The organism is Nodosilinea sp. FACHB-141 (assembly GCF_014696135.1).
GTDB lineage: Bacteria > Cyanobacteriota > Cyanobacteriia > Phormidesmidales > Phormidesmidaceae > Nodosilinea.
On record NZ_JACJPP010000007.1, the window covers coordinates 836637 to 859255 of the forward strand.

Annotated in this window: 21 protein-coding genes; 11 read left to right on the forward strand and 10 right to left on the reverse strand. The window is 56.5% G+C overall.

Going from position 1 to position 22619, the window contains the following annotated elements; translation table 11 throughout:
* Positions 1-249 precede the first annotated feature (249 nt).
* Positions 250-2034, forward strand: coding sequence for an SLC13 family permease (locus H6F59_RS07235; RefSeq protein WP_397193119.1), 1785 nt, complete (start codon positions 250-252; stop codon positions 2032-2034).
* 99 nt (positions 2035-2133) lie between these two features.
* Here the strand turns inward: H6F59_RS07235 and H6F59_RS07240 are convergent, their stop codons facing one another.
* Both H6F59_RS07240 and H6F59_RS07245 read right to left on the reverse strand, forming a co-directional pair.
* Positions 2134-2679 (reverse strand): late competence development ComFB family protein, encoded by a 546-nt coding sequence (locus H6F59_RS07240; RefSeq protein ID WP_190518130.1) that lies wholly within the window; start codon positions 2677-2679, stop codon positions 2134-2136.
* 161 nt (positions 2680-2840) lie between these two features.
* Positions 2841-3053 (reverse strand): Hfq-related RNA-binding protein, encoded by a 213-nt coding sequence (locus H6F59_RS07245; RefSeq protein ID WP_190518127.1) that lies wholly within the window; start codon positions 3051-3053, stop codon positions 2841-2843.
* Positions 3054-3332: 279 nt separating this feature from the next.
* Between H6F59_RS07245 and dapF the strand changes: the two genes are divergently transcribed.
* Positions 3333-4181, forward strand: a complete 849-nt coding sequence (dapF, locus tag H6F59_RS07250) for a diaminopimelate epimerase (protein WP_190696954.1) — start codon at positions 3333-3335, stop codon at positions 4179-4181.
* A gap of 55 nt (positions 4182-4236) precedes the next feature.
* Here dapF and H6F59_RS07255 read toward each other — a convergent pair whose 3' ends face one another.
* The 4 genes from H6F59_RS07255 to H6F59_RS07270 all read right to left on the reverse strand — a co-directional run bounded on the left by H6F59_RS07255 (position 4237) and on the right by H6F59_RS07270 (position 9914).
* The gene (locus tag H6F59_RS07255; protein ID WP_190696957.1) at positions 4237-4905 is read right to left on the reverse strand and encodes an HAD family hydrolase; all 669 of its coding nucleotides are present in this window, start codon (positions 4903-4905) and stop codon (positions 4237-4239) included.
* Between the two features lie 92 nt (positions 4906-4997).
* On the reverse strand, positions 4998-7934 hold the full coding sequence (gene gcvP, locus H6F59_RS07260) for an aminomethyl-transferring glycine dehydrogenase (protein ID WP_190696962.1): 2937 nt from the start codon (positions 7932-7934) through the stop codon (positions 4998-5000).
* Between the two features lie 143 nt (positions 7935-8077).
* Entirely contained in the window at positions 8078-8977 is a 900-nt protein-coding gene (locus H6F59_RS07265; protein WP_190518118.1) for an alpha/beta fold hydrolase, read from the reverse strand.
* Positions 8978-9056: 79 nt separating this feature from the next.
* Entirely contained in the window at positions 9057-9914 is an 858-nt protein-coding gene (locus H6F59_RS07270) for a TIGR02281 family clan AA aspartic protease (protein WP_242021297.1), read from the reverse strand.
* 216 nt (positions 9915-10130) lie between these two features.
* Between H6F59_RS07270 and carA the strand changes: the two genes are divergently transcribed.
* From carA to H6F59_RS07285, 3 genes are all read left to right on the forward strand, one after another.
* The gene (carA, locus tag H6F59_RS07275) at positions 10131-11294 is read left to right on the forward strand and encodes a glutamine-hydrolyzing carbamoyl-phosphate synthase small subunit (protein WP_190696967.1); all 1164 of its coding nucleotides are present in this window, start codon (positions 10131-10133) and stop codon (positions 11292-11294) included.
* Between the two features lie 223 nt (positions 11295-11517).
* Positions 11518-11895 carry an STAS domain-containing protein gene (locus H6F59_RS26705; RefSeq protein ID WP_073606624.1) on the forward strand — a complete coding sequence of 126 codons (378 nt, stop codon included), beginning with the start codon at positions 11518-11520 and terminating at the stop codon, positions 11893-11895.
* 34 nt (positions 11896-11929) lie between these two features.
* A complete protein-coding gene (locus tag H6F59_RS07285; protein WP_313887140.1) occupies positions 11930-12421 on the forward strand; it encodes a ribonuclease III domain-containing protein in 492 nt (163 codons plus the stop codon).
* Between the two features lie 12 nt (positions 12422-12433).
* Here the strand turns inward: H6F59_RS07285 and recQ are convergent, their stop codons facing one another.
* Both recQ and H6F59_RS07295 read right to left on the reverse strand, forming a co-directional pair.
* The gene (gene recQ / locus H6F59_RS07290; protein WP_190696970.1) at positions 12434-14650 is read right to left on the reverse strand and encodes a DNA helicase RecQ; all 2217 of its coding nucleotides are present in this window, start codon (positions 14648-14650) and stop codon (positions 12434-12436) included.
* A gap of 83 nt (positions 14651-14733) precedes the next feature.
* On the reverse strand, positions 14734-15111 hold the full coding sequence (locus tag H6F59_RS07295) for a tetratricopeptide repeat protein (RefSeq protein WP_190696973.1): 378 nt from the start codon (positions 15109-15111) through the stop codon (positions 14734-14736).
* A gap of 443 nt (positions 15112-15554) precedes the next feature.
* Here H6F59_RS07295 and H6F59_RS07300 point away from each other — a divergent pair, with 443 nt between their 5' ends.
* From H6F59_RS07300 to H6F59_RS07325, 6 genes are all read left to right on the forward strand, one after another.
* A complete protein-coding gene (locus H6F59_RS07300) occupies positions 15555-15911 on the forward strand; it encodes a hypothetical protein (RefSeq protein ID WP_190696977.1) in 357 nt (118 codons plus the stop codon).
* A 78-nt stretch (positions 15912-15989) separates the two neighbouring features.
* On the forward strand, positions 15990-17522 hold the full coding sequence (locus H6F59_RS07305) for an AAA family ATPase (protein ID WP_190518108.1): 1533 nt from the start codon (positions 15990-15992) through the stop codon (positions 17520-17522).
* Positions 17523-17658: 136 nt separating this feature from the next.
* The gene (locus H6F59_RS07310) at positions 17659-18009 is read left to right on the forward strand and encodes a DUF1257 domain-containing protein (protein ID WP_073606628.1); all 351 of its coding nucleotides are present in this window, start codon (positions 17659-17661) and stop codon (positions 18007-18009) included.
* Between the two features lie 189 nt (positions 18010-18198).
* Positions 18199-19089, forward strand: coding sequence for a 3'(2'),5'-bisphosphate nucleotidase CysQ (locus tag H6F59_RS07315; RefSeq protein WP_190696980.1), 891 nt, complete (start codon positions 18199-18201; stop codon positions 19087-19089).
* Positions 19090-19196: 107 nt separating this feature from the next.
* Positions 19197-19880: a Crp/Fnr family transcriptional regulator gene (locus H6F59_RS07320; RefSeq protein WP_190697292.1), complete on the forward strand. Its 684-nt coding sequence runs from the start codon at positions 19197-19199 to the stop codon at positions 19878-19880.
* Between the two features lie 121 nt (positions 19881-20001).
* Positions 20002-20490 (forward strand): TerB family tellurite resistance protein, encoded by a 489-nt coding sequence (locus H6F59_RS07325; RefSeq protein ID WP_190696983.1) that lies wholly within the window; start codon positions 20002-20004, stop codon positions 20488-20490.
* 11 nt (positions 20491-20501) lie between these two features.
* On the opposite strand, the gene nadA is transcribed toward H6F59_RS07325, so the two are convergent.
* Positions 20502-21464, reverse strand: a complete 963-nt coding sequence (nadA, locus tag H6F59_RS07330) for a quinolinate synthase NadA (RefSeq protein WP_190696986.1) — start codon at positions 21462-21464, stop codon at positions 20502-20504.
* 225 nt (positions 21465-21689) lie between these two features.
* Complete coding sequence (locus tag H6F59_RS07335) at positions 21690-22439, reverse strand: response regulator (RefSeq protein ID WP_190518099.1); 750 nt, start codon at positions 22437-22439, stop codon at positions 21690-21692.
* Between the last annotated feature and the right edge of the window lie 180 nt (positions 22440-22619).

Below are 22619 nucleotides of genomic sequence, written 5' to 3' on the forward strand. Positions count from 1 at the left end.
GCGGTCATCGACTCAATTCGCCGATAAGGCGGTTAGCCGTTTCAGCGATTGAGCGGGCACCATAGCTGTATTTTTCCCTGTTTGGGTAGTATCCCCGGGTAGCTTTTTATGGAATACGATTCCCTCCAGGACAGGCAGCGATACGATACGTTTCTGGTTGAAAAAACGGTTCACAAGGGCGTCCTTGTCGCCGCTCTGGTCATTGGATTGGCCATCGTTGTGGGGAGTGCTCTGGGCCTAAGGCTGGTGATGCTGCCGGAGCAGCTGACCTGGGGAGGCTGGTTAACGATTGGAGTGACGCTGGGCGCTTTTTTGCTCAACGCTCTGACCACCCTGCCGGCTGATGCGATTTTCCTAGCGGCTCTGGCCATTCTGTTGCTGACCGGTGTGCTCGATACGGCTACTGCCCTGGCTGGGTTTAGCAACCCCGGCATGATGACGGTGGGCGTGCTGTACATCGTTGTTGCTGGGCTGCAGCAAACCGGCGGGTTAGACATAATTTCTCGCGCGGTGTTGGGCCTACCCAAGGGGCAAACTACAGCGCTACTGCGGCTAATTCTGCCAGTGCTGGGCATGAGCGCCTTTCTCAACAACACGCCGGTTGTGGCGATGTTTATCCCGGTGGTTAGCGACTGGTGCCGCAAGCTGCGCATTAGCCCCTCCAAGCTGATGATTCCGCTCAGCTATGCAGCGATTATGGGAGGCATGTGCACGCTGATTGGTACCAGCACCAACTTGGTGGTCAACGGGCTGCTAGTGTCTGAAACTGATTACCCAGGGCTAAAGCTGTTTGATCTGGTGCCGGTGGGGGTGCCTTGTGCGATCGCCGGTACTCTCATGCTAGTTTTGGCCCAGCGCTGGCTGCTGCCCCAGCGCAAGCCCGCCATTACCGACACTGATGACCCGCGAGAGTACACCGTCGAAATGGTGGTCGAAAACCACAGTCCCCTGGCGGGTAAAACCGTCGAACAGGCTGGGTTACGCCATCTGCCGGGGCTATATCTAACTGAAATTCAGCGGGCAGGGCGGCTGTTAACTGCCATCGGTCCCCAGGAGATGCTGCAAGAGCAAGATCAATTGGTGTTTGTGGGCATGGTCGACTCGATTGTTGACCTCAACCAAATTCGGGGATTGCAGCCTGCCACTGACCAGGTGTTTAAGCTCGATACCCCTCGCACTGAGCGTACCCTGGTGGAAGCGGTGGTGTCGAACACCTGTCCGCTGGTGGGCATCACCATTCGCCAGGGCAAGTTTCGCAGCCGCTACGGGGCGGTGGTGCTGGCAGTGGGCCGCAATGGTGAGCGCTTGTCGGGCAAAATCGGCGATATTCGGCTTCAAACAGGTGACACCTTACTATTAGAAGCCAATCCCTCGTTTTTAGAGGAGCGTCGGGCTTCCCGTGATTTTTACCTGGTTAGCGAGGTGCCCAACTCCGACCCGCTACGCCACGATCGCGCCCCCGTGGCCCTGGTCATCTTAGTGCTTATGGTGGCCCTAGCCACCTTTGGCTGGATGGAGATGCTCAATGCCGCTACCTTAGCTGCCCTACTGATTATCATCACCGGCTGCTGCTCATTTCAGCAGGGCTTGCGCGCCATTGACTGGTCGGTGCTGCTGGTGGTAGCCGCCGCCCTGGGTCTGGGCAAGGCCTTGGAGGTCACAGGAGCCGCCGCCGTGCTGGCGAACGGGGTACTGGGCCTGGCTGGCGATAACCCCTGGGTGGCCCTAGCGATTGTCTACGGCGTAACCACCGTCCTCACCGAGGTGATTACTAACAACGCGGCGGCGGCGGTGGTGTTTCCCATTGCGCTGTCGCTGTCCCAAAGTTTGGGGGTAAGCTTCATTCCCTTTGTGGTGGCGCTGATGATTGCTGCTTCGGCCAGCTTTAGCACCCCGATTGGTTATCAAACCAACCTCATGGTCTACGGCCCCGGTGGCTATAAATTTACCGATTTCCTGCGGGTGGGCATTCCCTTTAACCTGGCCTTTTGGGTGCTAACAGTGCTCATTGCTCCGCGGGTGTACCCGTTCTAGCTTTAAAAATAAACTAGGGCCACGATCGCGCCAAGCTGGCTAGATCTGGCCCTGGTAAAAACTGGGAAGTAAGCTGAGGCCACTGCCCTGGATGCCGTGCTATGCCTTGGGTGCCGGCTCAAACTTGTGGGCGTGGTCTTGCAGCAGCGAGCTGACTTGGCTGAGCACGTTGTCGCCAGTTTTCTTCTGAATGATTTGGCGCTCGGGGTAAAAGTCGGGCTTGTCGAGGTTGCGGGAGATGGCCTGTTGCACCTGGTCGGCAATTAGGGCAGACAGCTCACCTCGGGCATTTTCGCGCTGAAAGTTGGCGCCTTCTTCGGTGGTGGCGTAGAGGGGCGGCAGCCGGTTGAGGGCGTAGGCGGCAATATCGCCTAAATCAAGGGTTTTGTCAGAGGTAGACTCGATCTCAGCCACTCGCGAAATCGCCTCGGTCAGCACCAGTTCTTCCATCACATTGATGAACTGCTTGCGGGGCACAGCCACTACTTCGCCGGTGAGCAGAGCTCCCATTAGGCGATCGAGAGCCATATATTCTTCAATCGAAAGCTCGGCAGCGGTGTCGCAAATGCGACCTACTTCGGCCTCCATGGCGGGGGTAAGGTAGCCGTCTTGTAGGGCTTGTTCAACAATTTTTTCGATAGTCATTTGGCCAAAAGCTCCATGAAACTGGCGGATTAACGGCTTTTACTGGAAATCAGGGGACTGGAATATCAACAGGGGTAGGCATCCACCTGGGGTTAGTTTTCCCCAATCAATTCGGCAGACCACAGGAACATGTGAAGACTGCTTGGGGGCACAGCGACGAATTAAGAATATTTTAGGAAGCCAATGGCCTGCTTCCAAATTTGGTGCTTGCTCTGGTCTTCGGTTTGTATGCAGATGCACTGGGGGTCTTGCCATACGACCCGACCAGTAATAACGTCGCCGGTGATGAGCTTGACCTCAATCGGGGCGTTATCGCGAATTAGATTTTGAACCTGTCGCACGCTCGGCAACCCGGTGGCAAATTCTTGAGACATGGTACTAGGCCACTGAACTTATGCTGGTCTTACGGTACCCCGTTTAGCAGGGCTAGGTTACAAGGCGAGGGAATTTGTTAAGGAAAGTGAGGCAACCAGAAAGGTCGGGAAGGTGAGGGGCATGGGAAAGATCGGTGCCGCCTCAATCTCAATCCGGGCTATTCCGAATCCAAATTTTTTCTATCTCCCTTAGCTTCCCTAACTCCCCCATCCCTTCTACCTCCTCATTTCCCCACTTTGGTCGATAATTAAATTTCACTCATTCAGCAGCGGCGCGTTATGGAATTCAGCAAGTACCACGGCCTGGGCAACGACTTTGTTTTGGTGGATAACCGTCACCAGGTGGAGCCTGTGATTAGCCCGGAGATGGCGGTGCAGTGGTGCGATCGCCATTTTGGTATTGGCGCTGACGGGGTGATCTTTGCGCTGCCGGGGCAGGGGGACACCGATTACACCATGCGCATCTATAACTCCGACGGCTCAGAGCCGGAGATGTGCGGCAACGGCATTCGTTGTATGGCCAAGTTTTTAGAGACCCTAGAAGCTGCTGATGGCAAAGCGCCCCAGGCTCCCCACACCTACCGGATTCACACCTTGGCGGGGCTGATTTCGCCCACCCTGCAGCCGGATGGCCAGGTGACGGTGGATATGGGGCCGCCCTACCTGCTGGCGAGGGAGATTCCGACGACCCTGGCGGCGGCTGAGCAGAAGGTGGTCGCTGTACCGCTGACGGTAGCGGAGCAAACCTGGGACGTGACCTGCGTCAGTATGGGCAACCCCCACTGCATTACGTTTGTGGAGGATGTGGAGGCGATCGCGCTAGAAAATCTTGGCCCTCAGTTCGAGCACCACAGCGTGTTTCCTCAGCGCATCAATACCGAGTTCATTCAAGTCGTGCGGCCCGACTATCTCAAAATGCGAGTGTGGGAGCGGGGGGCAGGCATTACCCTGGCCTGTGGCACTGGGGCCTGCGCCTCTCTGGTGGCGGGGGTGCTGAATGGGGTGTGCGATCGCGCCGCCACGGTCGAACTCCCCGGTGGACCCCTCTACATCGAGTGGTCAGCCGCCGACAATCGCGTTTACATGACTGGCCCTGCGGAGTTGGCCTTTACGGGCACCAGAGCTTAGGGCGCTGGTGGCTGAGTCGTGCGGATGGGGCGGTGACGCAGAGGGTCGACCCTACTCACGGCTGCCCACTCACGGGTCGTTTGACTAGGATGCCGTGCAGCCCAGCGGCTTTGGCCCCTTCAAAATCGTCAGTTTTGCTGTCGCCGATGTGCCAGGCTTGGCTGGCGTCGCAGCGGTGCTTTTGCAGTGCGGTGGCAAAAATTAGCGGGTCGGGCTTAGCTGCCCCAGCCTCAGATGACAGCGTAACTGAACTGAAATAGGTGGCTAGATTGAGTTCTTCGAGCACTTGATACAGCCGAGTGTCAAAGTTTGAGATCACCCCCAGGGTGATGCCGCGCCGCCGCCAGCGATCGAGGGCCGGGGGCACGTCGGGGTAGAGTTCCCAGGGTGCGGCGGTGGCAAAGTAGGCGTAGAGGTCGGCAAAGAAGCTGTCAAAGTCTACGAAGCGATCGAGCACCCCGGCACTGCTAAAGGTTTGTTGAGCAATTACCCGCCACCAGCGATACTCTTGCTCGGGTACCGCAGCGGGGTCGCTGCCGGGGAAAGCCATTTCTGGGGCCGCTCTGAAAGCCTTGAAAAACGCTTGATTTAAGGCCGCAGGGTCAGCCTCAATGCCGTGGTGCTGGGCAAGGTCGGCGTAGACGGCGCCAACGCTACCCGCCACCCCAAACAGCGTGCCAACCGCATCTAAAAAAATCACCCGAGGTTGCGGAGAATTAGCCATTACGGTGAACGTCTAGCAACTTAACAGCTTCAGCTTAAAGGCAAAGCCCCAGCTTGCAGCGATTTTGAGGAATTTCCGAGCGAGAAAACCTCTTAGGCTTCGCTGTAGGTATCCATTCCGGCGCAGGAGCAAATCAGGTTGCGATCGCCGTAGGCCTGATCAATGCGGTTCACCGCTGGCCAAAACTTGGCGTTGCGGGTAAACGGCGTGGGAAACACCGCCTGCTCCCGGCTGTAGGGGCGATCCCAGTCAGACACCAGATCGATCGCCGTGTGAGGGGCGTTTTTCAGCAGGTTGTTGTTGCGATCGCTTTCCCCAGTCTCAATCGCGCGAATTTCCTCGCGAATGGCAATCATCGCGTCGCAGAAGCGATCTAGCTCTGCCTTTGCTTCACTTTCGGTGGGTTCTACCATCAGCGTGCCCGCCACCGGCCACGACATGGTGGGTGGGTGAAAGCCGTAGTCGATCAGCCGTTTGGCCACATCCTCGACCCCAATATCCGCCGACTTTTTAAAGGGTCGCACGTCGAGAATGCACTCGTGGGCTACCCGTCCGTTCTGCCCGGTATAGAGAATGTCGTAGTGCCCCGCTAATCTCTGGGCAATGTAGTTGGCGTTGAGAATGGCAATTTCTGTGGCCCGCGTTAGCCCCGCGCCGCCCATCATGGCAATGTACATCCACGAAATCGGCAGAATGCTAGCGCTGCCCCAGGGAGCCGACGTTACCGCGCCGATGCCCTGCTTGCCGCCGACGCCGCTCGTTAGACTGTGCCCCGGCAGATAAGGTACTAAATGCGCTTTCACCCCGATTGGGCCAACTCCCGGCCCGCCGCCCCCGTGGGGAATGCAGAAGGTTTTGTGCAGGTTGAGGTGGCAGACATCGGCCCCAAAGTCGGCGGGGCGGCAGAGACCCACCTGGGCATTCATGTTGGCTCCATCCATATAGACCTGGCCGCCATGGGTGTGGATGATCGCACAGATTTCAGCAATGCCCGCCTCAAATACCCCGTGGGTGGAGGGGTAGGTAACCATCAGCGCTGACAAATTCTCACTGTGCTTTTCGGCCTTGGCTTGTAGGTCAGTCACATCGATGTTGCCGTCTTCGTCGCAAGCAACGGGAACGACCTTCATGCCGGCCATGACTGCGCTGGCGGGGTTGGTGCCGTGGGCCGACTGGGGAATCAGGCAGACGTTGCGGTGGTAGTCACCCCGCTGCTGGTGATATTCGCGGATCACTAGCAGGCCCGCGTATTCACCCTGGGCTCCGGCGTTGGGTTGGAGCGAAACGCCATCAAACCCAGTAATTTCAGCCAGCCAGGTTTCTAAATCGGCGAACAGCTGCCGATAGCCTGGGGTTTGCTCGCTGGGCGCAAAGGGGTGAATCTGGCCAAACTCCGGCCAGGTGATGGGCACCATCTCAGCGGTGGCGTTGAGCTTCATGGTGCATGACCCCAGCGGAATCATCGCCGTTGCTAGGGAAAGATCTTTGTTTTGCAGGCGATAGAGGTACCGTAACATCTCCGTTTCGGAGTGGTAGCGGTTGAAGGTGGGGTGGGTGAGGTAAGGGGTGGTGCGGGTGAGGGCGTGGGGGAGTGAGGGGGTAAGGGAGTGAGTGAGGTTTGAGTTTTGAATTTTGAATTCTGAATTTAGATCGCCGGTGAAGACGGTGATTAGGTCTTGAAGATCTGCTTCGGTGACAGTCTCGTCGAGGGCGATGATCAGGGTTTCAGCGTCGAGTATGCGCAAGTTAATGCGGTGATTGGCGGCACGGGTGAGGATGGCAGCTTGGCGATCGCCCACTCCAACCCGCAACGTATCAAATACCGGCTCTTTGCCCAGCTCAAAGCCAGCCTCGGTGAGGGCGGCAGCGAGGGTTTGGGTCTGGTAATGGATGCGGGAGGCGATCGCTCTTAACCCCTCTGGCCCGTGATACACCGCATACATGCTGGCCATAATCGCCAGCAGTACCTGAGCGGTGCAAATATTGCTGGTGGCGGCGTCGCGGCGGATGTGCTGTTCGCGGGTTTGCAGGGTGAGGCGCAGGGCGGGGTTGCCGTAGGTGTCTTTAGAGACGCCCACCAAGCGGCCGGGCAATTTGCGAGCAAAGCTGTTGCGAGTGGCAAAGAAGGCGGCGTGGGGGCCGCCAAAGCCCAAGGGCACCCCAAAGCGCTGGGTGTTGCCGACCACAATGTCAGCGCTAAATTCACCAGGGGGACGCAGCAGGGTCAGGCTGAGCAGGTCGGCGGCGACAGTGACCAGGGCATGGTTGGCATGGGCCTGGGTGACAAAGTCTTCGTAGTTGTAAATGACCCCATCGGTGGCGGGGTATTGCAGCAGCACCCCAAACACTGGAGTGTCGAAGCTCAGGGTTTGGTGGTCGCCCACAACGACCTCAATGCCGAGGGGAAGGGCACGGGTTTTGACCACATCAATGGTTTGCGGATGGCAGGCGGCGGAGACCCAGAAGGTTTTGGCATCTTTTTGCTTGCGGGCGTTGAAGGCCAAAGTCATGGCCTCGGCGGCGGCAGTGCCCTCGTCGAGCAGGGAGGCGTTGGCAATTTCCATGCCGGTCAGGTCGGTGACCAGGGTTTGGAAGTTGAGCAGGGCTTCGAGGCGACCCTGGGAAATTTCGGGCTGGTAGGGGGTGTATTGGGTGTACCAGCCGGGATTTTCAAGCACGTTGCGCTGAACCACTGCCGGTGTGAAAGTGTTGGCATAGCCCAGACCGAGGTATGACCGCCACACTTGATTTTGGTTAGCGAGGGTTTTGAGCTGGGCTAGAGCTGTGGCCTCATCTGCCCCTTGGGGCAGCTTGAGGGCGTGTGGTAGCCGAATTGCCGTAGGCACAGTGGCGTCAATCAGCTCACTCAAAGTGGCGTAGCCCAGGGCCGTGAGCATAGCCTCTGTATCGTCAGCAGTTGGCCCCAAATGGCGTGCTGTAAAGGGGCTAAGGGGGGCAGCAGGCGCGGTGCCGTTCGTCTCTAAAGTGGCGGTATCAACGGTGCTGGTCTGGGGAAAAAGTTGCGTCATACCCGTTTGCGGATGGCTCCAAATGGTTGGGGTTGCCTCGATCGCGCCCAGGATCTAAGCGCCTCTTCATTCATATCTTGAAACATTGGCGATAAATTTGCTGCCCGTTGGCACCCTCAAGGGACAAGTTTCGGACTATTAGGTCAGGATGTGGGGACGAGTTGGGCGACAAAAGGGGCGATCGCCGCCGCCGTCTCTTGAGGTTTTTCCAGGTGGGGCACATGGCCACAGTTGGGAATCCAAACCAGCTTGCAGCCGGCGATCGCCCGCTCAAACCGCCGCGCGTCTTTTATGCCCAAAATTTTGTCCTGCTCGCCCCAGATCACCAGGGTAGGGCAGGCGATTGCGGGAATTTTGGTGGTCAAAAAGTTGTAGCCGCCGCTCTTAGTGAAGGCAATCAGGGCCTCCTGCCAGCCAGGGCACTGGAGGTGCAGGGCGGCGCACAGTTCTGCATCGGCGGTGACGAAGGTTTTGTCGAAGTAGGCCTGACGGCTAATGCTACGCCGCACCCTAGGACTGCGCAAAAAGGCCGTGGCCCAGCTATCCAGTGGCGGCACCATTAGGTTGCCCATGGCAGGGCCAGCGGCAAAGCCAGCGGCATCAATCAGCACTAGGCCAGCTACGGCCTCGGGGTAGGTCAGGGCAAAGTCGATGGCGGCGGCCCCGCCCATTGAGGCCCCTACTAACACCACCGGACGGTTGATCTGCTGTTGCCAAAAGCTGTACAGGTGCAGCTTGATGGCCCCAGGCGAGAGATTAGGGATGAGAGTGCGATCGCTAAACCCAAACCCCAGCAAATCGACGGCCCAGGCTTGGGAGCCCAGCAGCGGCAGCAGCCGGCGAAACTCAAGCAGCGAGCTGTCAAATCCAGGGATCAGCAGCAGAGGCGGTGTGTTGCCGCCATCCGTTCCTGCCACGTAGGCTGTGGGAATAGCGACGTCAGCGAGCAGTGTGTTGATTGCCGCCACCTGTACTTGGGCTGCCATTGCGATCGAGGTGGGTTCACTTAGCCCCGCAGCGGCGGGCAATACAGAGACAGCCATAGGTGAAGATAGTGCGAAACCTGCTGCCTATTCTCACGCATTCTTAGTCTCTGAGCCAGGCTACCCCAAAGATTTGTTCTCACTGGTGCAGGTTGATCTGGTGAGACCCAATAGCGATGCCATATTCACCGTAGACGTCCTGCCCTAGCAGGCCGTAGCTGCCGCCGATAGCGACTATCACCTGTTCGCGACGGAGGCCACCCAATTCCACGGCATCCACATAGCCAACAGGCAGGCTCACCACGCTGCCGTCAGCGATTCTGGCCTGGATTGCGCCCACAATGGTGACCCCCACCGCCTGGGCCATCTCGGCGGTAATTAAGGTGCCGGTGGCCCCGGTGTCAAACAGCATGGGGAAGGTCTGAGCACCGCTGCTGCCCTTTAGGGTAACGGCCACAATCGGTGTGCCTCCCTGCCGCCCCTGAATCGGGATTTGGGCCGCCAACCCAGCCGGTAAAACTGCCTTGGGGGCAGGGGCAAGGGCCGCCGCTGGCACGATAGAACCCGTGGCCCGCCTCTGAGCCGCCGTCAGGTGTTGTTTATACTCCTGGGCCTTGGTTTGGGCCTGAGCGTGGTTGGGGCTGTTGCTGGGCACCTGCTCCATCAGGTTGATCGCCTGCTGCCAGCGACTGGCGGCCAGCTGCCAATCAGCCTTAGACTGGGCCGACTGACCAATGGCGACAGCGCTAGTGGCCCGATTCACCGCCTCTCGAAAGGAATCTGGGGTCGGGGCGGGTGGCACCGGAGCCGACTCGGCGGCAATGGGTAAAACGAGCGGTTCAGGGGCGGTAGCCGCCTCAGAGGCCTCAGTAGACACCTCGGCGGGACCAACCGGCAGCAATGTATTTAATGTATTGACAGACAGGCCACAGCCTACCAAACCGAAGGCCACAGTGGACAGCATGAACCTACTTGCGATCGCCCTGGCACTTTCCATAGCTGTTGCTCCACTGTTCCAATTGCTCAACCCAAACACCAGGATTCCCCATCCTCTCGCTATGGGTGACATGTCCCGCGCAGGAGAAGGTCAAGACCACGTTGAGCTAGCTACTAATTTGGGGAGAATTACCTCTCACTGAAATAGCGATCAAATGGCTGAAAGCCGTCCTTTAGCCTTAGGATAATAGCGATTCTTAGCGCTGAACAAATCGCCATGGTTTTTCCTGATGCCCCTCCCGCAGTGCTTGTGTTGGCCGACGGCTCGGTGTTTCGGGGCTGGTCGTTTGGGGCACCGGGCACCGTTATGGGTGAGGTCGTCTTCAACACCGGTATGACGGGATATCAAGAAGTCATGACCGACCCCAGCTACTGTGGTCAGATTGTCACCTTTACCTACCCCGAGCTGGGCAATACCGGCGTCAACCCCGACGACGAAGAGTCGAGTCGGCCCCATATTAAGGGTGCGATCGCCCGCAACATCTGCGAAATCCCCAGCAACTGGCGCTCCACCCAGTCGTTGCCCAACTACCTTAAGACCCACAAAATTCCCGGCATTTTTGGCATCGACACCCGCGCCCTGACTCGCAAGCTACGCACGGCAGGGGCGATGAATGGAGCCATTTCTACCACCGTGCTCGACCCCCAAGAGCTGCTGCGCCAGCTCCAGGATGCGCCCTCAATGACTGGTCTTAACCTGGTCGATCAGGTCACCACCGAGCAAACCTATGAGTGGACTGAGGTCACCGACGATGCCTGGGCCTTTGGCCCCACCGTTCCAACCCCAGGCGAAGGTGCTCCACTAACCGTAGTTGCCGTTGATTTTGGGGTAAAGCGCAACATTCTGCGCCGTCTGGCTAGCTATGGCTGCCGGGTGGTTGTGGTGCCTGCCAGCGCTACTGCCGAGCAAATTATGAGTTATCAGCCCGACGGCATTTTTCTGTCAAATGGCCCTGGCGACCCGGCGGCGGTGACCAAGGCCCCAGAGCTGGTGCAGGCGCTTTTAGACTACTCGCTCCCCACCTTCGGCATTTGCATGGGCCATCAGATCCTAGGGCTCTCGCTGGGGGCATCTACGTTTAAGCTGCGGTTTGGCCATCGGGGGCTAAACCAACCCTGCGGTTTAGAACGCCAGGTGGAGATTACCAGTCAAAATCACGGCTTTGCCCTCGACGCAGCCTCAATTCCTGAAGACACGGTGACGGTGACCCATCTCAATCTCAACGATCAGACCGTAGCCGGGTTAGCTCACAAGACTCTGCCCCTGTTCTCGGTGCAATATCACCCCGAGGCTAGCCCTGGTCCCCACGATGCCGACTACCTCTTCGCCAAGTTCGTTGATTCCATGCGCACCCATCGCCAGCAACAGTTACCCGTCTAACGGTGATTATTGCCACGCCAGTTGACAGGGTTCTTAATCAGGTTGGCAAAATTTAGCCAAACCGCTATATGCTATCTGTCTACAGTAGGGCAGCAACCCTGATTCAAATCTGACTCAGGCTATAAGCTTTGCGGTCAACCGGTTGGGGTACGGTTTCACCCCTTGCGGTCAGCAGTATCCTGACCTATATTTAACGTCGAATTGGAGCACGAGGAGGTTTCCCATCGCTGAATCTCTAACCCTGACCGTAAGCTTACGAGGCACCCGCGATGTCAGGGGAACCTATCAACTTTTTCGCCTCACGGGCTTGTTAGACGCTTTCTCAGAACCTGCTTTTCGTAAGGTAATGACCAAGTACGTCGAAGCGGGGCCGAACAACATCATTCTAGATTTGGCAACTATCGACTTTGTTGACAGCTCTGGTCTTGGTGCCCTGGTGCAGCTTGTCAAAAAAGCGACTACCGAAGGTGGCACCGTGCAGGTGGTGACAAACCCTCGCGTTACCCAAACCGTGAAGCTGGTGCGGCTAGAGAAGTTTCTGTCGTTACAGCCCTCGGTTGAAGATGCGATCGCCCATCTCGAAAACCCGCCCAGTGAATAGCCCTAGGTCTTTATTGGCCTAGCCAGAGGTAGCTGTGGCTGACCTAACCCCCGAGCCTTCGGCCAGCCTGCTGCGGCTGCTACAGTTTGGTGCTTATAGTCCTGCTGGATCCCTGACCCTAGAGCAGGTCAACGCCCTATCCCCCGTGGCCCTTGCCTACATTGGTGATGCAGTCTACGAACTCTTTGTGCGGGGGAGTTTTTTGCTACCTCCCAAACGTATTCAGGCCTTTCATCAGCAAGTCGTCAACCAGGTTCGGGCTGAGCAGCAGGCTTACCAAGTACAGCAGCTCTTGCCGCTGCTCACCGCTGCTGAACAAGATCTATTACGCCGAGGACGCAATGCCTCGTCTCGGGGTCCCCGACGGGTTGACAGCCAAATTTATCAGCAGTCCACCGCGTTTGAGGCTTTGATCGGTTATCTCTACCTAACCGATCAAACCCGTCTCGCAGAGCTGCTCAACACCCTAGAACTGTCAGTTACACCTCCTAGCTCCCAGGCTTCCCCAGAAAACTCGCATGGTTGAGAGTGGTTTAATCTATGGCTGTTGTTCCATCTGCCAAGCGGCGCGTACCAGGCGAATATCTTCGTAGCTAAAGGCGGAACCTAGGCGATCGCGCATTTCTGTCAGCGACCCCTGCTCCATTTCCGTCAGCACATCAACAATGGCCCGCTGGCGATCGGCGCTGACCAACTGATCGATATCCACCGTTTCACCCTGGCGAATTAGCTGCTCTAGATGACTGGCGACGGTGGTGACTTTGAGCCCACGCTGGGCGGCAACCTCTTTAATAGACAGCCCTTGGCGATGCAGCTCCAGCGTTTGGCGGTGGGTGTCGCCCACGGCCTGACGGCGTTCTCGGACTGGACGCAATCTCCTTTTAGCGGCTCCGGGAGCAGACTCTAACCCATAGTCAGCACAAAACTGTCGAATGGCGGCGGTGAACACTTCGCCGTACTGATCAAGCTTATGGCTACCCACCCCTGACATCTCGCCAAATGCCTCCAGGGTTTGGGGCCGGGTCTGAGCCATCTGCCGCAGGGCCGACTCTGGAAACACCATGTAGGGGGGCATGCTCTGCTGATCCGCTAGCCTTTTGCGCAAGGCTTTGAGCACAGTTAAGAGCTGGGCCACCTCAGGAGTGTCCTCAAGCGTGGACGCTTCGGCGGGGCCAGGGGTAAAATCCTTCGGTACGGCTACCTCTACGGAAATTTGCTTGAGTAAGACCTGCCAACTGGCGGCGTTGAGTTTGAGCACCGGGTAGCCATCGGTAGTTTCATCGACTAGGCGCTGGTGGAGGAGCGATCGCCCCAGCAACCGCCACTCGTCTACCGATCGATCCTTGCCAATGCCGTGGGTTGAGAGCTGATCGTGGCGCAGATCCATAATTTTCTGCTTTTTTGAGCCCCGTAGCACATCGATGATATGGGCCATGCCAAATCGCTCCTGACAGCGGGCCACGCAGGAGAGAAACTTCTGCGCCTCAACAGTCCAGTCCTCCACTGGCGGCGGGTTGGTGCAGTTATCGCACTGGTGACACGGTCCCTCTAGGTGGTCGCCTAGGGTTTCGCCAAAATAGCTCAGCTGCACTCGGCGGCGGCACACCGTGGTTTCAGCGTAGTCCACCATCTGTCTAAGCTGCTGGCGGGCAATGCGCTGCTCGGCTTCATCGGGCTTTTGGCTGATCAAATAGTCCGCCGTGGTCACATCGCTGTAGGCCAGGTACAGCGTGCAGTGAGCCGGTTCACCGTCGCGCCCAGCCCGCCCGCTCTCCTGGTAATAGCCCTCAATGTTGCGGGGAATGTCGTAGTGGATGACAAACCGCACGTCGGGCTTGTTGATGCCCATGCCAAAGGCCACCGTAGCTACCATCAGCCGCACATCGTCGCGAATGAACCGAGTTTGGTTTTCCCGCCGCACATCGTCCGCTAGGCCAGCATGGTAGGGCAGCACTGACTCCCCATCCTCCCTTAGTCGTTGGGCCAGCTCATCGACTCGCTTGCGGCTGAGGCAGTAGATAATTCCAGACCCTTGGTGCTGCTTAACCTGTTGCCTCAGCTCTTGATAGCCGTCGCGGCTTTTGGGGCGCACCTCGTAGAATAGGTTGGGCCGGTTGAAACTTGACACTTGCACTAGCGGGTCGCGCAGCCGCAACTGCTGGGCAATATCGACCCGCACCCGCTCGGTGGCAGTGGCCGTTAGCCCCATCACTCCAATTTGAGGAAACTTCTCCCGCAGCACCGACATCTGCCGGTATTCGGGGCGAAAGTCATGCCCCCACTCCGACACGCAGTGGGCTTCATCAATGGCAAAGCCGCTCACACCTACGGTTTGGATCAACTGCCCCAGCAGCCCAAAAAAGCCCGGACTCATCAATCGCTCGGGCGACACGTACAGCAGCTTAATTTTGCCCGCCAATAGGTCGGCTTCTCGCTGACGAATGGTGGCGAAGTCAAGGGAACTGTTCAGGCAGGTGGCAGCCACGCCGTTATCAGTCAGGCTATCCACCTGGTCCTGCATTAAGGCAATCAGCGGCGAGATTACCACCATCACCCCTAGCTTGAGCAGGGCAGGCAGCTGGTAGCACAGCGACTTGCCGCCCCCAGTGGGCATGATTACCAGGGCATCTTGATTCTTCAGCACCGCCTCGATCACCGATCGCTGCCCTGGGCGAAATTGGTCGTAGCCAAAATGATGTTTTAGGGCCGTTTCCAACGAAGGAAACGCCGCTGTGGGTGATGCGACCCCAACCATAGCCAACGCTCAGAGAATGATCTTCGTGCGTTCAAGTGTACTCTTTTAAGAGAATGAGATGGCCTTAGTTAGACCTGAATTAATCAGGATGGCTTAACCCGAGCATAGCTGGCATAGGCGTCTTTGTATTGGCTCAGCCGGTGTAGGGCTACACCTCGGTAGAGCCAGCCCTGAGGATGGTCGGGGGCGATCGCCAAGACTCGCTCAGCTACTCCCAAAGCCTGCTGAGGCTGCCCCAAATGAATCAAACACACCGCTTGATAGACCAGAGCCGTCACCTGGTCAGGAGCAAGAATGGCGGCCTCTTCAAAGCACCGCAGGGCGCGATCGTAGTCCCCAGCATCGGCCAGCCTTTCTCCCTCCCCATACCACTGCTGAAAGACGCCATCCTGAGGTGAAGATGGCGTGGCTACTTGGGAGCTTAGGGTAGCGGGCATACCCTGGGCGGCAGTAGGTTTCATAGCTAGTGGAGACATAGGTACAGAACAACCACAGCATTCCCTACCATCGGCGGCAGAGCCCAACTGTAGGGATTGAACTTGAGCCATGGCCATAGCAACGACGGCGGGAACTTTTACCCTACAAACCGATTCGCTCTGGTCACTCTAACGAGCATATCGGCCTGCCCCAAGGAAATTCTCTGGCTGTCGTATAAGTTTACGTCCCTGCTCAAAGGGCGATTTTCTCGCTAGGGTAACTGTAACCACCTTAGCTAAACCCTATCTCTACCTAGGTTTAGAAGCACGGGCATGCTCAGTTGGTTAGGCAGTGGAAGTTAAGGAATATAGTTGTGTGTAAAGCAATGTTACAAGAATGACGTTATGACAGTATGCTGGCTTGACAGCCTGGGGCAGGCCGCTTAAGGTGACTACATACCCGGGTCACACCTATTTAGAAAAGCGCTATGGAAGAGCAGAAAGCTACTAAGGTCACGCTGTATTTACCCCCCGACCTGCACCGTCAGTTAAAGATTCGCTCTGCTGTCGAGGGCGAGGCCATGTCTTCCATTGCTAAGCGCGCCATTGATTTTTACCTGGCCCACAGTGACGTAGTTGCTGAGAGCATAGAGTCTTCCTTTGGTCAGACCCATCGTATTCATAGCTGTCCGAGCTGTGCATCCCCTGTGGTGCTGCGTGAGGGTGAGCTGGTTGAGATTGCTAGCATTGGTGCGGCTCAGGGTAGTCCTTTAGGTGATGCCATTGTGCCTGAGGTTGCTGCCAATCCCGGTTCCCGAGAGGAAGGAGAGCTGGTTGTTTGCTAGGTACAGATTTGGCTGCTCTGGTTGTAGTTAGCTAGACAGCAGTTTCACTGCCCCACACGCCTGAGAAGGGATATGGTCATGCGAGAGGATTTGAACGTACTGGTACAAGCCCAATATCCTCTGATCTATTTGGTCACCTTCGAGGAAGAACGGGCTGAGCAAACCATCGCCGCCGTGGCGCGTCATCTTGCCAGGGACCCTGAAATTAAGGCTCCCATGCGGGTCTTTACCTGGACGATGACTCGAGGCATGGTTGAGGTTGGCTCCCCAGGAACTGGTACCCAAAACAACAACACGGTTTCCCCTGAGGCGGCGGTGGAGTGGGTTATTCGACAGCGAGAACCTGGCATTTTTATCTTCAAAGACCTGCACCCCTTCAAAGATTCTCCAGCGGTAACTCGTTGCCTGCGTGACTCCATTGTGGCGCTCAAGGGCACCCGCAAAACCATCGTGCTGATGTCGCCTGTACAGGAAATCCCCATCGAGCTCGAGAAAGAGGTTGTCCTGCTCGACTTCCCACTGCCCGATATGGCAGAACTCGACGAAGTGCTCTCCACGGAGATGAACCGTGCCCGCGGCAACAGCATCTCTACTGAAGAGCGCGAGAAGCTGCTGAAGGCTGCCTTAGGCCTTACCCGAGACGAGGCTGAGAAAGTCTACCGCAAGGCGCGGGTGATGGCTAAGCGCCTCACTGCCGAAGAGGTTGACATTGTTCTCTCTGAGAAGAAGCAGCTGATTCGCCGCAACGGCATTCTTGAGTTTATGGATGTGGATGAGACCCTAGACTCTGTAGGTGGTCTCGAAGAACTCAAGCACTGGCTTCAGCAGCGATCTGATGCCTTTACCGAGCGGGCACGGGAGTATGGCCTGCCCCAGCCCAAGGGCATGCTGATCTTGGGGGTGCCGGGCTGCGGTAAGTCGCTAATTGCTAAAACGACCTCTCGGCTTTGGGGTCTGCCTTTGCTGCGCCTCGACTTGGGTCGAGTGTACGACGGCTCTACGGTTGGCCGCTCTGAGGCTAACCTACGCAACGCTCTACGCACCGCCGAATCGATTTCTCCTGCCATTTTATTTATTGATGAAATCGATAAAGCCTTTGGTGGAGCCGGCGGCTCATCTGACTCTGACGGGGGAACCTCAAGCCGAATCTTTGGCACCTTCCTCACCTGGATGCAGGAGAAAACCTCGCCGGTGTTTGTAATGGCCACAGCTAACCGGGTCGAAAAGCTGCCCGGTGAGTTTCTACGCAAGGGTCGGTTCGACGAGATCTTCTTTGTTGACCTGCCCAATGCCGAAGAGCGCAAAGATATTTTTCAAATCCATCTGCAAAAGCGCCGTCGCGACATTGAGCGCTTTGACCTCGACCAGTTGACCAAGGTCTGCGATGGATTTTCCGGAGCTGAAATCGAGCAGGGGCTGATTTCGGCCATGTATGAAGCGTTTGCCCAAGGACGTGAATTCACTCAACTCGACATTATTGCGGCTATTCGCGCCACGATGCCGCTGTCGAAGACTATGAGTGAGCAGGTCACCGCCCTGCGGGACTGGGCCCGCCAGCGGGCCCGTCCGGCGGCAGCCTCCGTCGCTGAGTATCAGCGGATGGAGTTTTAAAGGCTTTCCTCCCGGCGGTATCCGGGGGAAGGGCTAGCGTTTGCTAGCAGTTAGTATCCAGATAGCCCGTGGCTAACTGGTTTCGTCTCTCTCAAACCTCGTTGTCTCTCTCAATTTCCCTACAGGAGGAAACACCATGTCTCACTTCAGCACCCTTCGCACCAAAGTGACCGATGCTGAGATTCTCAAGCAGTCACTATCTGACTTGGGTATTGCCACTAAGACCGAAGCTGATGTTCGCGGTTACAACGGCCAGCGTGTGCGCGCCGACCTTGTCGCCGTTCTGGATGGTGAGTACGATCTGGGTTGGTCTCGTAATGCCGATGGCTCCTTCGATCTGATCGCTGACCTCTGGGGTGTTGCCAAAAAGCACAACCAGACTGAGTTGATCAACTCCATCAACCAAAAGTACGCAGTCAACAAGACCCTGGCTGAGGTTAAGCGTCCTGGTCTGCAGAACGCCAACGTCAAGCTGGTGCTTCAGTAAGTCTGCATCGCGTTCCTGAAGTGGGCTGGTTAGCTTGTGCTGACCAGCCCATTTTTTGTATCTATGGTCGGTAGTGTTCTGCTACCGGGCCAGATTACACTAACGGAGTGATCAGATCTTCCGACTGGGCGATCGCCCCTGATCTATCTCTAACCTCCCCAGCATCGGGGTTCTGTGGTCTAGCCTGGTATGCCGCCCATCCGCCCCGCCGATTTGTCGGCCCTGCATCAGCTATTGATTGCCTGTGGCGACTATGCCAGCCAGCAGCCCAAACATTCGTTCCAGGTGTTTGAAAAAGGTGTGGACGACTATGTCACTACGGTCGATCAGCTGCTAGATCAAAAGCTGCTGGCGGGTATGCAGGCGATCTTTCCGGAAGACGGCATTATTACTGAAGAAAACCGAGCCACGGTGCAGCAGTTTCGGCAGGGCGAGGGCCAGGGGCTTTCTTCTAACGGCGATCGCCCCCTGTGGTTCGTGGACCCTATCGACGGCACTGACGAGTTTATTCAAGGCGGGGACCATTACGCGGTGATGGTAGGGCAAGTCGTGGCCGGCATGCCCCAAGCAGGCTGGATTTATGCGCCAGTTGCGCGACATCTGGTATGGGGTGGTCCAGGCTGGGGTCTGTTTGAGCAGACGGACGGTGGCGCACCTCAGCCCTTAATGCCCCGAGAGCCTGTTTTTGACCCAACCAATGTTTGGTCTATGGTCATTGGCGATAAGGATGAGCGCCGGTTTGGCGCTGCGATCGCCCGTCGTTTTCCTAACGTTCAGTTTCTCTCTTTGGGCAGCTTTGGACTGAAGGTGCTGGCGGTAATTACTGGCCAAGCGGGCTTATACATCTACCTCAACGGTCGGGTCAAACTGTGGGACACTACTGGCCCCCTGGCTTTGGCCGAGGCGGCGGGGCTAATCTGCTGCGACCTGGCTGGGCAGCCGATTCGCTTTACGGAGCCCGATGTAGCTCCCCAGACCCTGGCTCACCATCAGCCCATTGTGGTGGGCTGGCCCAGCTATGTAGAGGCGCTGCGATCGCCCTTGAGTGACGTTGTCAGTGCGATCGGGCTGCCTAGGTAGTGTCGCTATTTCGGTCAGTTTAAGATTCTGGGTACCATGGACAGGTATAGGCCGATCGTGGTCTTGTCTAGCTAGTCCTGAGCCGTCACCCTTTAACCATGCCTTTTATGCAAGCCGATACGCTGAGCGAACAATATCCTCTGTTGCAAGGGGCGAGCCCCGAAACCGTAGAGTGGCTGCTGTCTGTAGCCACCCGCCATGACTATCCAGCTAACCGAGCTGTAGTCATGGAAGATGCTTGGGGCAATGCCGTTTACTTTATAGAATCCGGCTGGGTTAAGGTTCGCCGCCATGCTGAAGACAGTTCTATTACCTTAGCGGTGCTAGGCAGAGGCGACTTTTTTGGTGAAATGGCCATTCTGGACGAGTCACCTCGCTCCACTGACGTCGTCGCCATGACCGCTGTCAAGCTGATGAGCATTTCAGCACAGCGATTTCTTCAAACCCTGTTTAAAGACTCCCAGTTACACCATCGGCTGTTGCAAATTATGGTGCAGCGGCTGCGTCAGACCAACTTGCGCTTTCAGCTACGTCATCAGCCCCCTGCGGTTAAACTGGCTGCCACCATCACGGCGATCCAGGAGGCCTACGGTGAGCCAGTAGGTGACGGTGTTGACCTGTTCAACATTCCCCGCAAAGACCTTGCCGACTTGGCCGACATCACCCCCGAAGAAGCCAACAAAATTATGGCCAAGCTAGTCGAAAAAGGCTGGATTGTTGAAGACAATGCCCGCTCAGTGCTGCACCTTAAAAATACGCGTCAGCTAGCCCATTTAGCTGGGCGGCTATAGCAAGTCGCCCCTCATCTACCTGAATTTGTAGAGATTGCTAAAGTTAGCTAGCCTCTCTAAATCCCTATGGTAGGTTGTCATCATCAGCTGCCCGACGTAGTTCACTACCCCGGAGATTGCTATGCCTATTCAACCTCCCCTGCCTCCGTCCATCACCCCCAGCCAGATGACTCTGCTGCGCATTGCATCAACCATGGCTTGGAGCGACGGCCACCTAGCCGACGAAGAAGTCGGTGTCATGCTCGATCAGTTCAGTCGCCTGTTTGCCAGCGATGCCAAGCAGCAGGCTGCCCTGCGGGACGAGTTGCGCGACTATTTAATGCAAAACCTGCCTCTCGAAGAGCTGGTTCCCAAGCTAACCCGCCCCGCTGAGCGAGAGCTGGTGCTTAAATTAGGCCGTCAGGTGATTAGTGCTAGCGCCCGTACTCCCGGTGAAGAGCTGATCAACCAACAGGAAGCAGATGCCTACAACCGTTTGGTGTCGCTGCTCAATCTGCCCGATGAGGTCGTACAGCGCATCGAGCAAGACAGCAGTTCCCTAGATACGGACCATGACAGCCTAATTGATCATCTTGCTGCCGAGCTGAAGAGCTTTGTTCAGGGGTCCTAGGGCTATCTAAATTAAGGCGCACTGAGGTCTAGCATCCGCTGGATAGGCTTCAGTGCTTGGCGCTGTAGTTCTGAGTCTAAAACAATCTCGGGCTGGCGATACTTCATTGCTAGGTAAAGCTTTTCCAAGGTGTTGAGACGCATGTGGGGGCATTCGTTGCAGGTGCAGGATGCTACGGGCGGTGCCGGAATAAAGACCTTGCCCCGGGCCTGTTTCTCCATCTGGTGAATGATGCCTGGTTCTGTCACCACTATGAACTCAGACTTAGGGCTTTGCTGAGCGTACTTAAGCAAAGCTGTTGTTGACCCGACAAAATGGGCATGGCGCAGCACCACCGCTTCGCACTCGGGGTGGGCAATCACCTCAGCTTCGGGGTGATTCATCTGAAGCTGTACCAACTTTTTTTCTGAAAACGTTTCGTGCACCATGCAGCTGCCCTGCCACAGCACCATGTCCCGGCCCGTCTGCTGCATCACGTAGCGACCCAGGTTTTGGTCGGGGGCAAAAATAATCTTTTGCTCAGACGGCAGCTGCTGTACAATGCTGACCGCGTTGGAGCTAGTGCAAATAATGTCGCTCATGGCCTTGATGGCGGCCGTGCAGTTGATATATGAAATCACTAGGTGGTCAGGATGCGCGGCTTTAAACGCCGCAAAGGCATCGGGAGGGCAGCTGTCAGCTAAAGAGCAGCCTGCTTTGAGGTCGGGTAGCAAGACTTGCTTATCGGGGTTGAGAATCTTGGCAGTTTCAGCCATGAAGTGCACCCCGGCAAACACGATTACATCAGCACTGGTATCGGCTGCTTGGCGAGATAACCCCAAAGAATCGCCAATGTAGTCAGCTACATCTTGAATATCAGACTCTTGGTAATAGTGCGCTAAAACAACGGCATTCAGCTCTCGTTTAAGAGCATTGATGGCGTCAACCAAATCGTGGGTTGGGGATGCGGCAACGGGCGAAAGAGTTGTGAACACAGGGTTGGCAGGGCAGCATGAAAGGATTTCTGAATTATAGTCCAATTCACCAAAACTCGCCACAGCTGACTTTGGGGCCTATTTCTTTAGGCCGCCTGGGTACTCAACTAACCAGTCGCCCTAAGTGAATCCCAATCGCGATGCAATGGGGATTTAACCATAGTTTTATGGTGCTTGAGGCGTTGCTTTGGCTCTGCTAGCTAATTCAAGCCGCTCTAAACTGTCTCAACTCAAATAGGAAGAGGCTAAGGAGGCGCCAACCCGAGGGCTATGGCCGTTAGACTCGGCGGAAACGCGCTCAACATTGAAGCGATAGCCTACGTTGCGCACTGTTTGAATGATATTAGGCTGCCTCGGGTCAACCTCGATCTTCTTGCGCAGGGAGAGAATGTGGGTGTCGACGGTTCTAGGATTGTCGATCGCATCAGGCCAAGCGCGCCGCAGTAAATCGGTACGGCTCAGGGGAGAGCCGGCCGCTTGAGTCAGCACGTATAGCAGGCTAAATTCCTGGGGGGTCAAATCGATGTAGTCGCCGCGAAAGTTGACGCGCCGCTGCACTAGGTCAATGTTCAAGTCGCCATAAGTGAGAGATGCTGGCGCACTCATCAGCCGTACGCGCCGGGTTAGCGCCTCGACTCGGGCCAAAAATTCCTGCATGCCGAAGGGCTTGGTCATGTAGTCGTCGGCTCCGGCTCTTAGTCCGGTCACGATATCGGTTTCTGTATTGCAGGCCGAGAGAATCATAATCAGGGGTTGCCCCTGGCTGTGCAACCACTTACACAGCTCAACACCGTCCCCGTCGGGAAGTTGCGAGTCTAAAATGACTAAGTCTGGCTGTCGGCTCTGAAAAAGGTCACGAGTGCGGACAACATCTGCCGACTGAAAAACCCTGTAGCCAGCTTGCTGAAGATGCCAGCCCAGGAGCGATCGCAAATGGGGGTTGCCCTCAATAATCTGTACCGATACAGCGCCCACTGGGTTTCGTTATAAACGGCAAATTTTACTTGCTAAACATAGCAAAGGCCCCTAGGGGTTTTTGTAGCTAGGGTTACCCAACCATGACCTAGGGTGTGTGGCGAAATCGAGGGCTAATCGTACAGAACGTTATTAATAGCTGAATGGCCGGTAATTTTTGGCTCAATAATTTGCATAACT

Coding starts and splice junctions, on each gene's coding strand:
- H6F59_RS07235 (WP_397193119.1), top strand. CDS start 250: ATGCTGCCGGAGCAGCTGACCTGGGGAGGCTGGTTAACGATTGGAGTG.
- H6F59_RS07240 (WP_190518130.1), bottom strand. CDS start 2,679: ATGACTATCGAAAAAATTGTTGAACAAGCCCTACAAGACGGCTACCTT.
- H6F59_RS07245 (WP_190518127.1), bottom strand. CDS start 3,053: ATGTCTCAAGAATTTGCCACCGGGTTGCCGAGCGTGCGACAGGTTCAA.
- dapF (WP_190696954.1), top strand. CDS start 3,333: ATGGAATTCAGCAAGTACCACGGCCTGGGCAACGACTTTGTTTTGGTG.
- H6F59_RS07255 (WP_190696957.1), bottom strand. CDS start 4,905: ATGGCTAATTCTCCGCAACCTCGGGTGATTTTTTTAGATGCGGTTGGC.
- gcvP (WP_190696962.1), bottom strand. CDS start 7,934: ATGACGCAACTTTTTCCCCAGACCAGCACCGTTGATACCGCCACTTTA.
- H6F59_RS07265 (WP_190518118.1), bottom strand. CDS start 8,977: ATGGCTGTCTCTGTATTGCCCGCCGCTGCGGGGCTAAGTGAACCCACC.
- H6F59_RS07270 (WP_242021297.1), bottom strand. CDS start 9,914: ATGGAAAGTGCCAGGGCGATCGCAAGTAGGTTCATGCTGTCCACTGTG.
- carA (WP_190696967.1), top strand. CDS start 10,131: ATGGTTTTTCCTGATGCCCCTCCCGCAGTGCTTGTGTTGGCCGACGGC.
- recQ (WP_190696970.1), bottom strand. CDS start 14,650: ATGGTTGGGGTCGCATCACCCACAGCGGCGTTTCCTTCGTTGGAAACG.
- H6F59_RS07295 (WP_190696973.1), bottom strand. CDS start 15,111: ATGAAACCTACTGCCGCCCAGGGTATGCCCGCTACCCTAAGCTCCCAA.
- H6F59_RS07300 (WP_190696977.1), top strand. CDS start 15,555: ATGGAAGAGCAGAAAGCTACTAAGGTCACGCTGTATTTACCCCCCGAC.
- H6F59_RS07305 (WP_190518108.1), top strand. CDS start 15,990: ATGCGAGAGGATTTGAACGTACTGGTACAAGCCCAATATCCTCTGATC.
- H6F59_RS07310 (WP_073606628.1), top strand. CDS start 17,659: ATGTCTCACTTCAGCACCCTTCGCACCAAAGTGACCGATGCTGAGATT.
- H6F59_RS07315 (WP_190696980.1), top strand. CDS start 18,199: ATGCCGCCCATCCGCCCCGCCGATTTGTCGGCCCTGCATCAGCTATTG.
- H6F59_RS07320 (WP_190697292.1), top strand. CDS start 19,197: ATGCAAGCCGATACGCTGAGCGAACAATATCCTCTGTTGCAAGGGGCG.
- H6F59_RS07325 (WP_190696983.1), top strand. CDS start 20,002: ATGCCTATTCAACCTCCCCTGCCTCCGTCCATCACCCCCAGCCAGATG.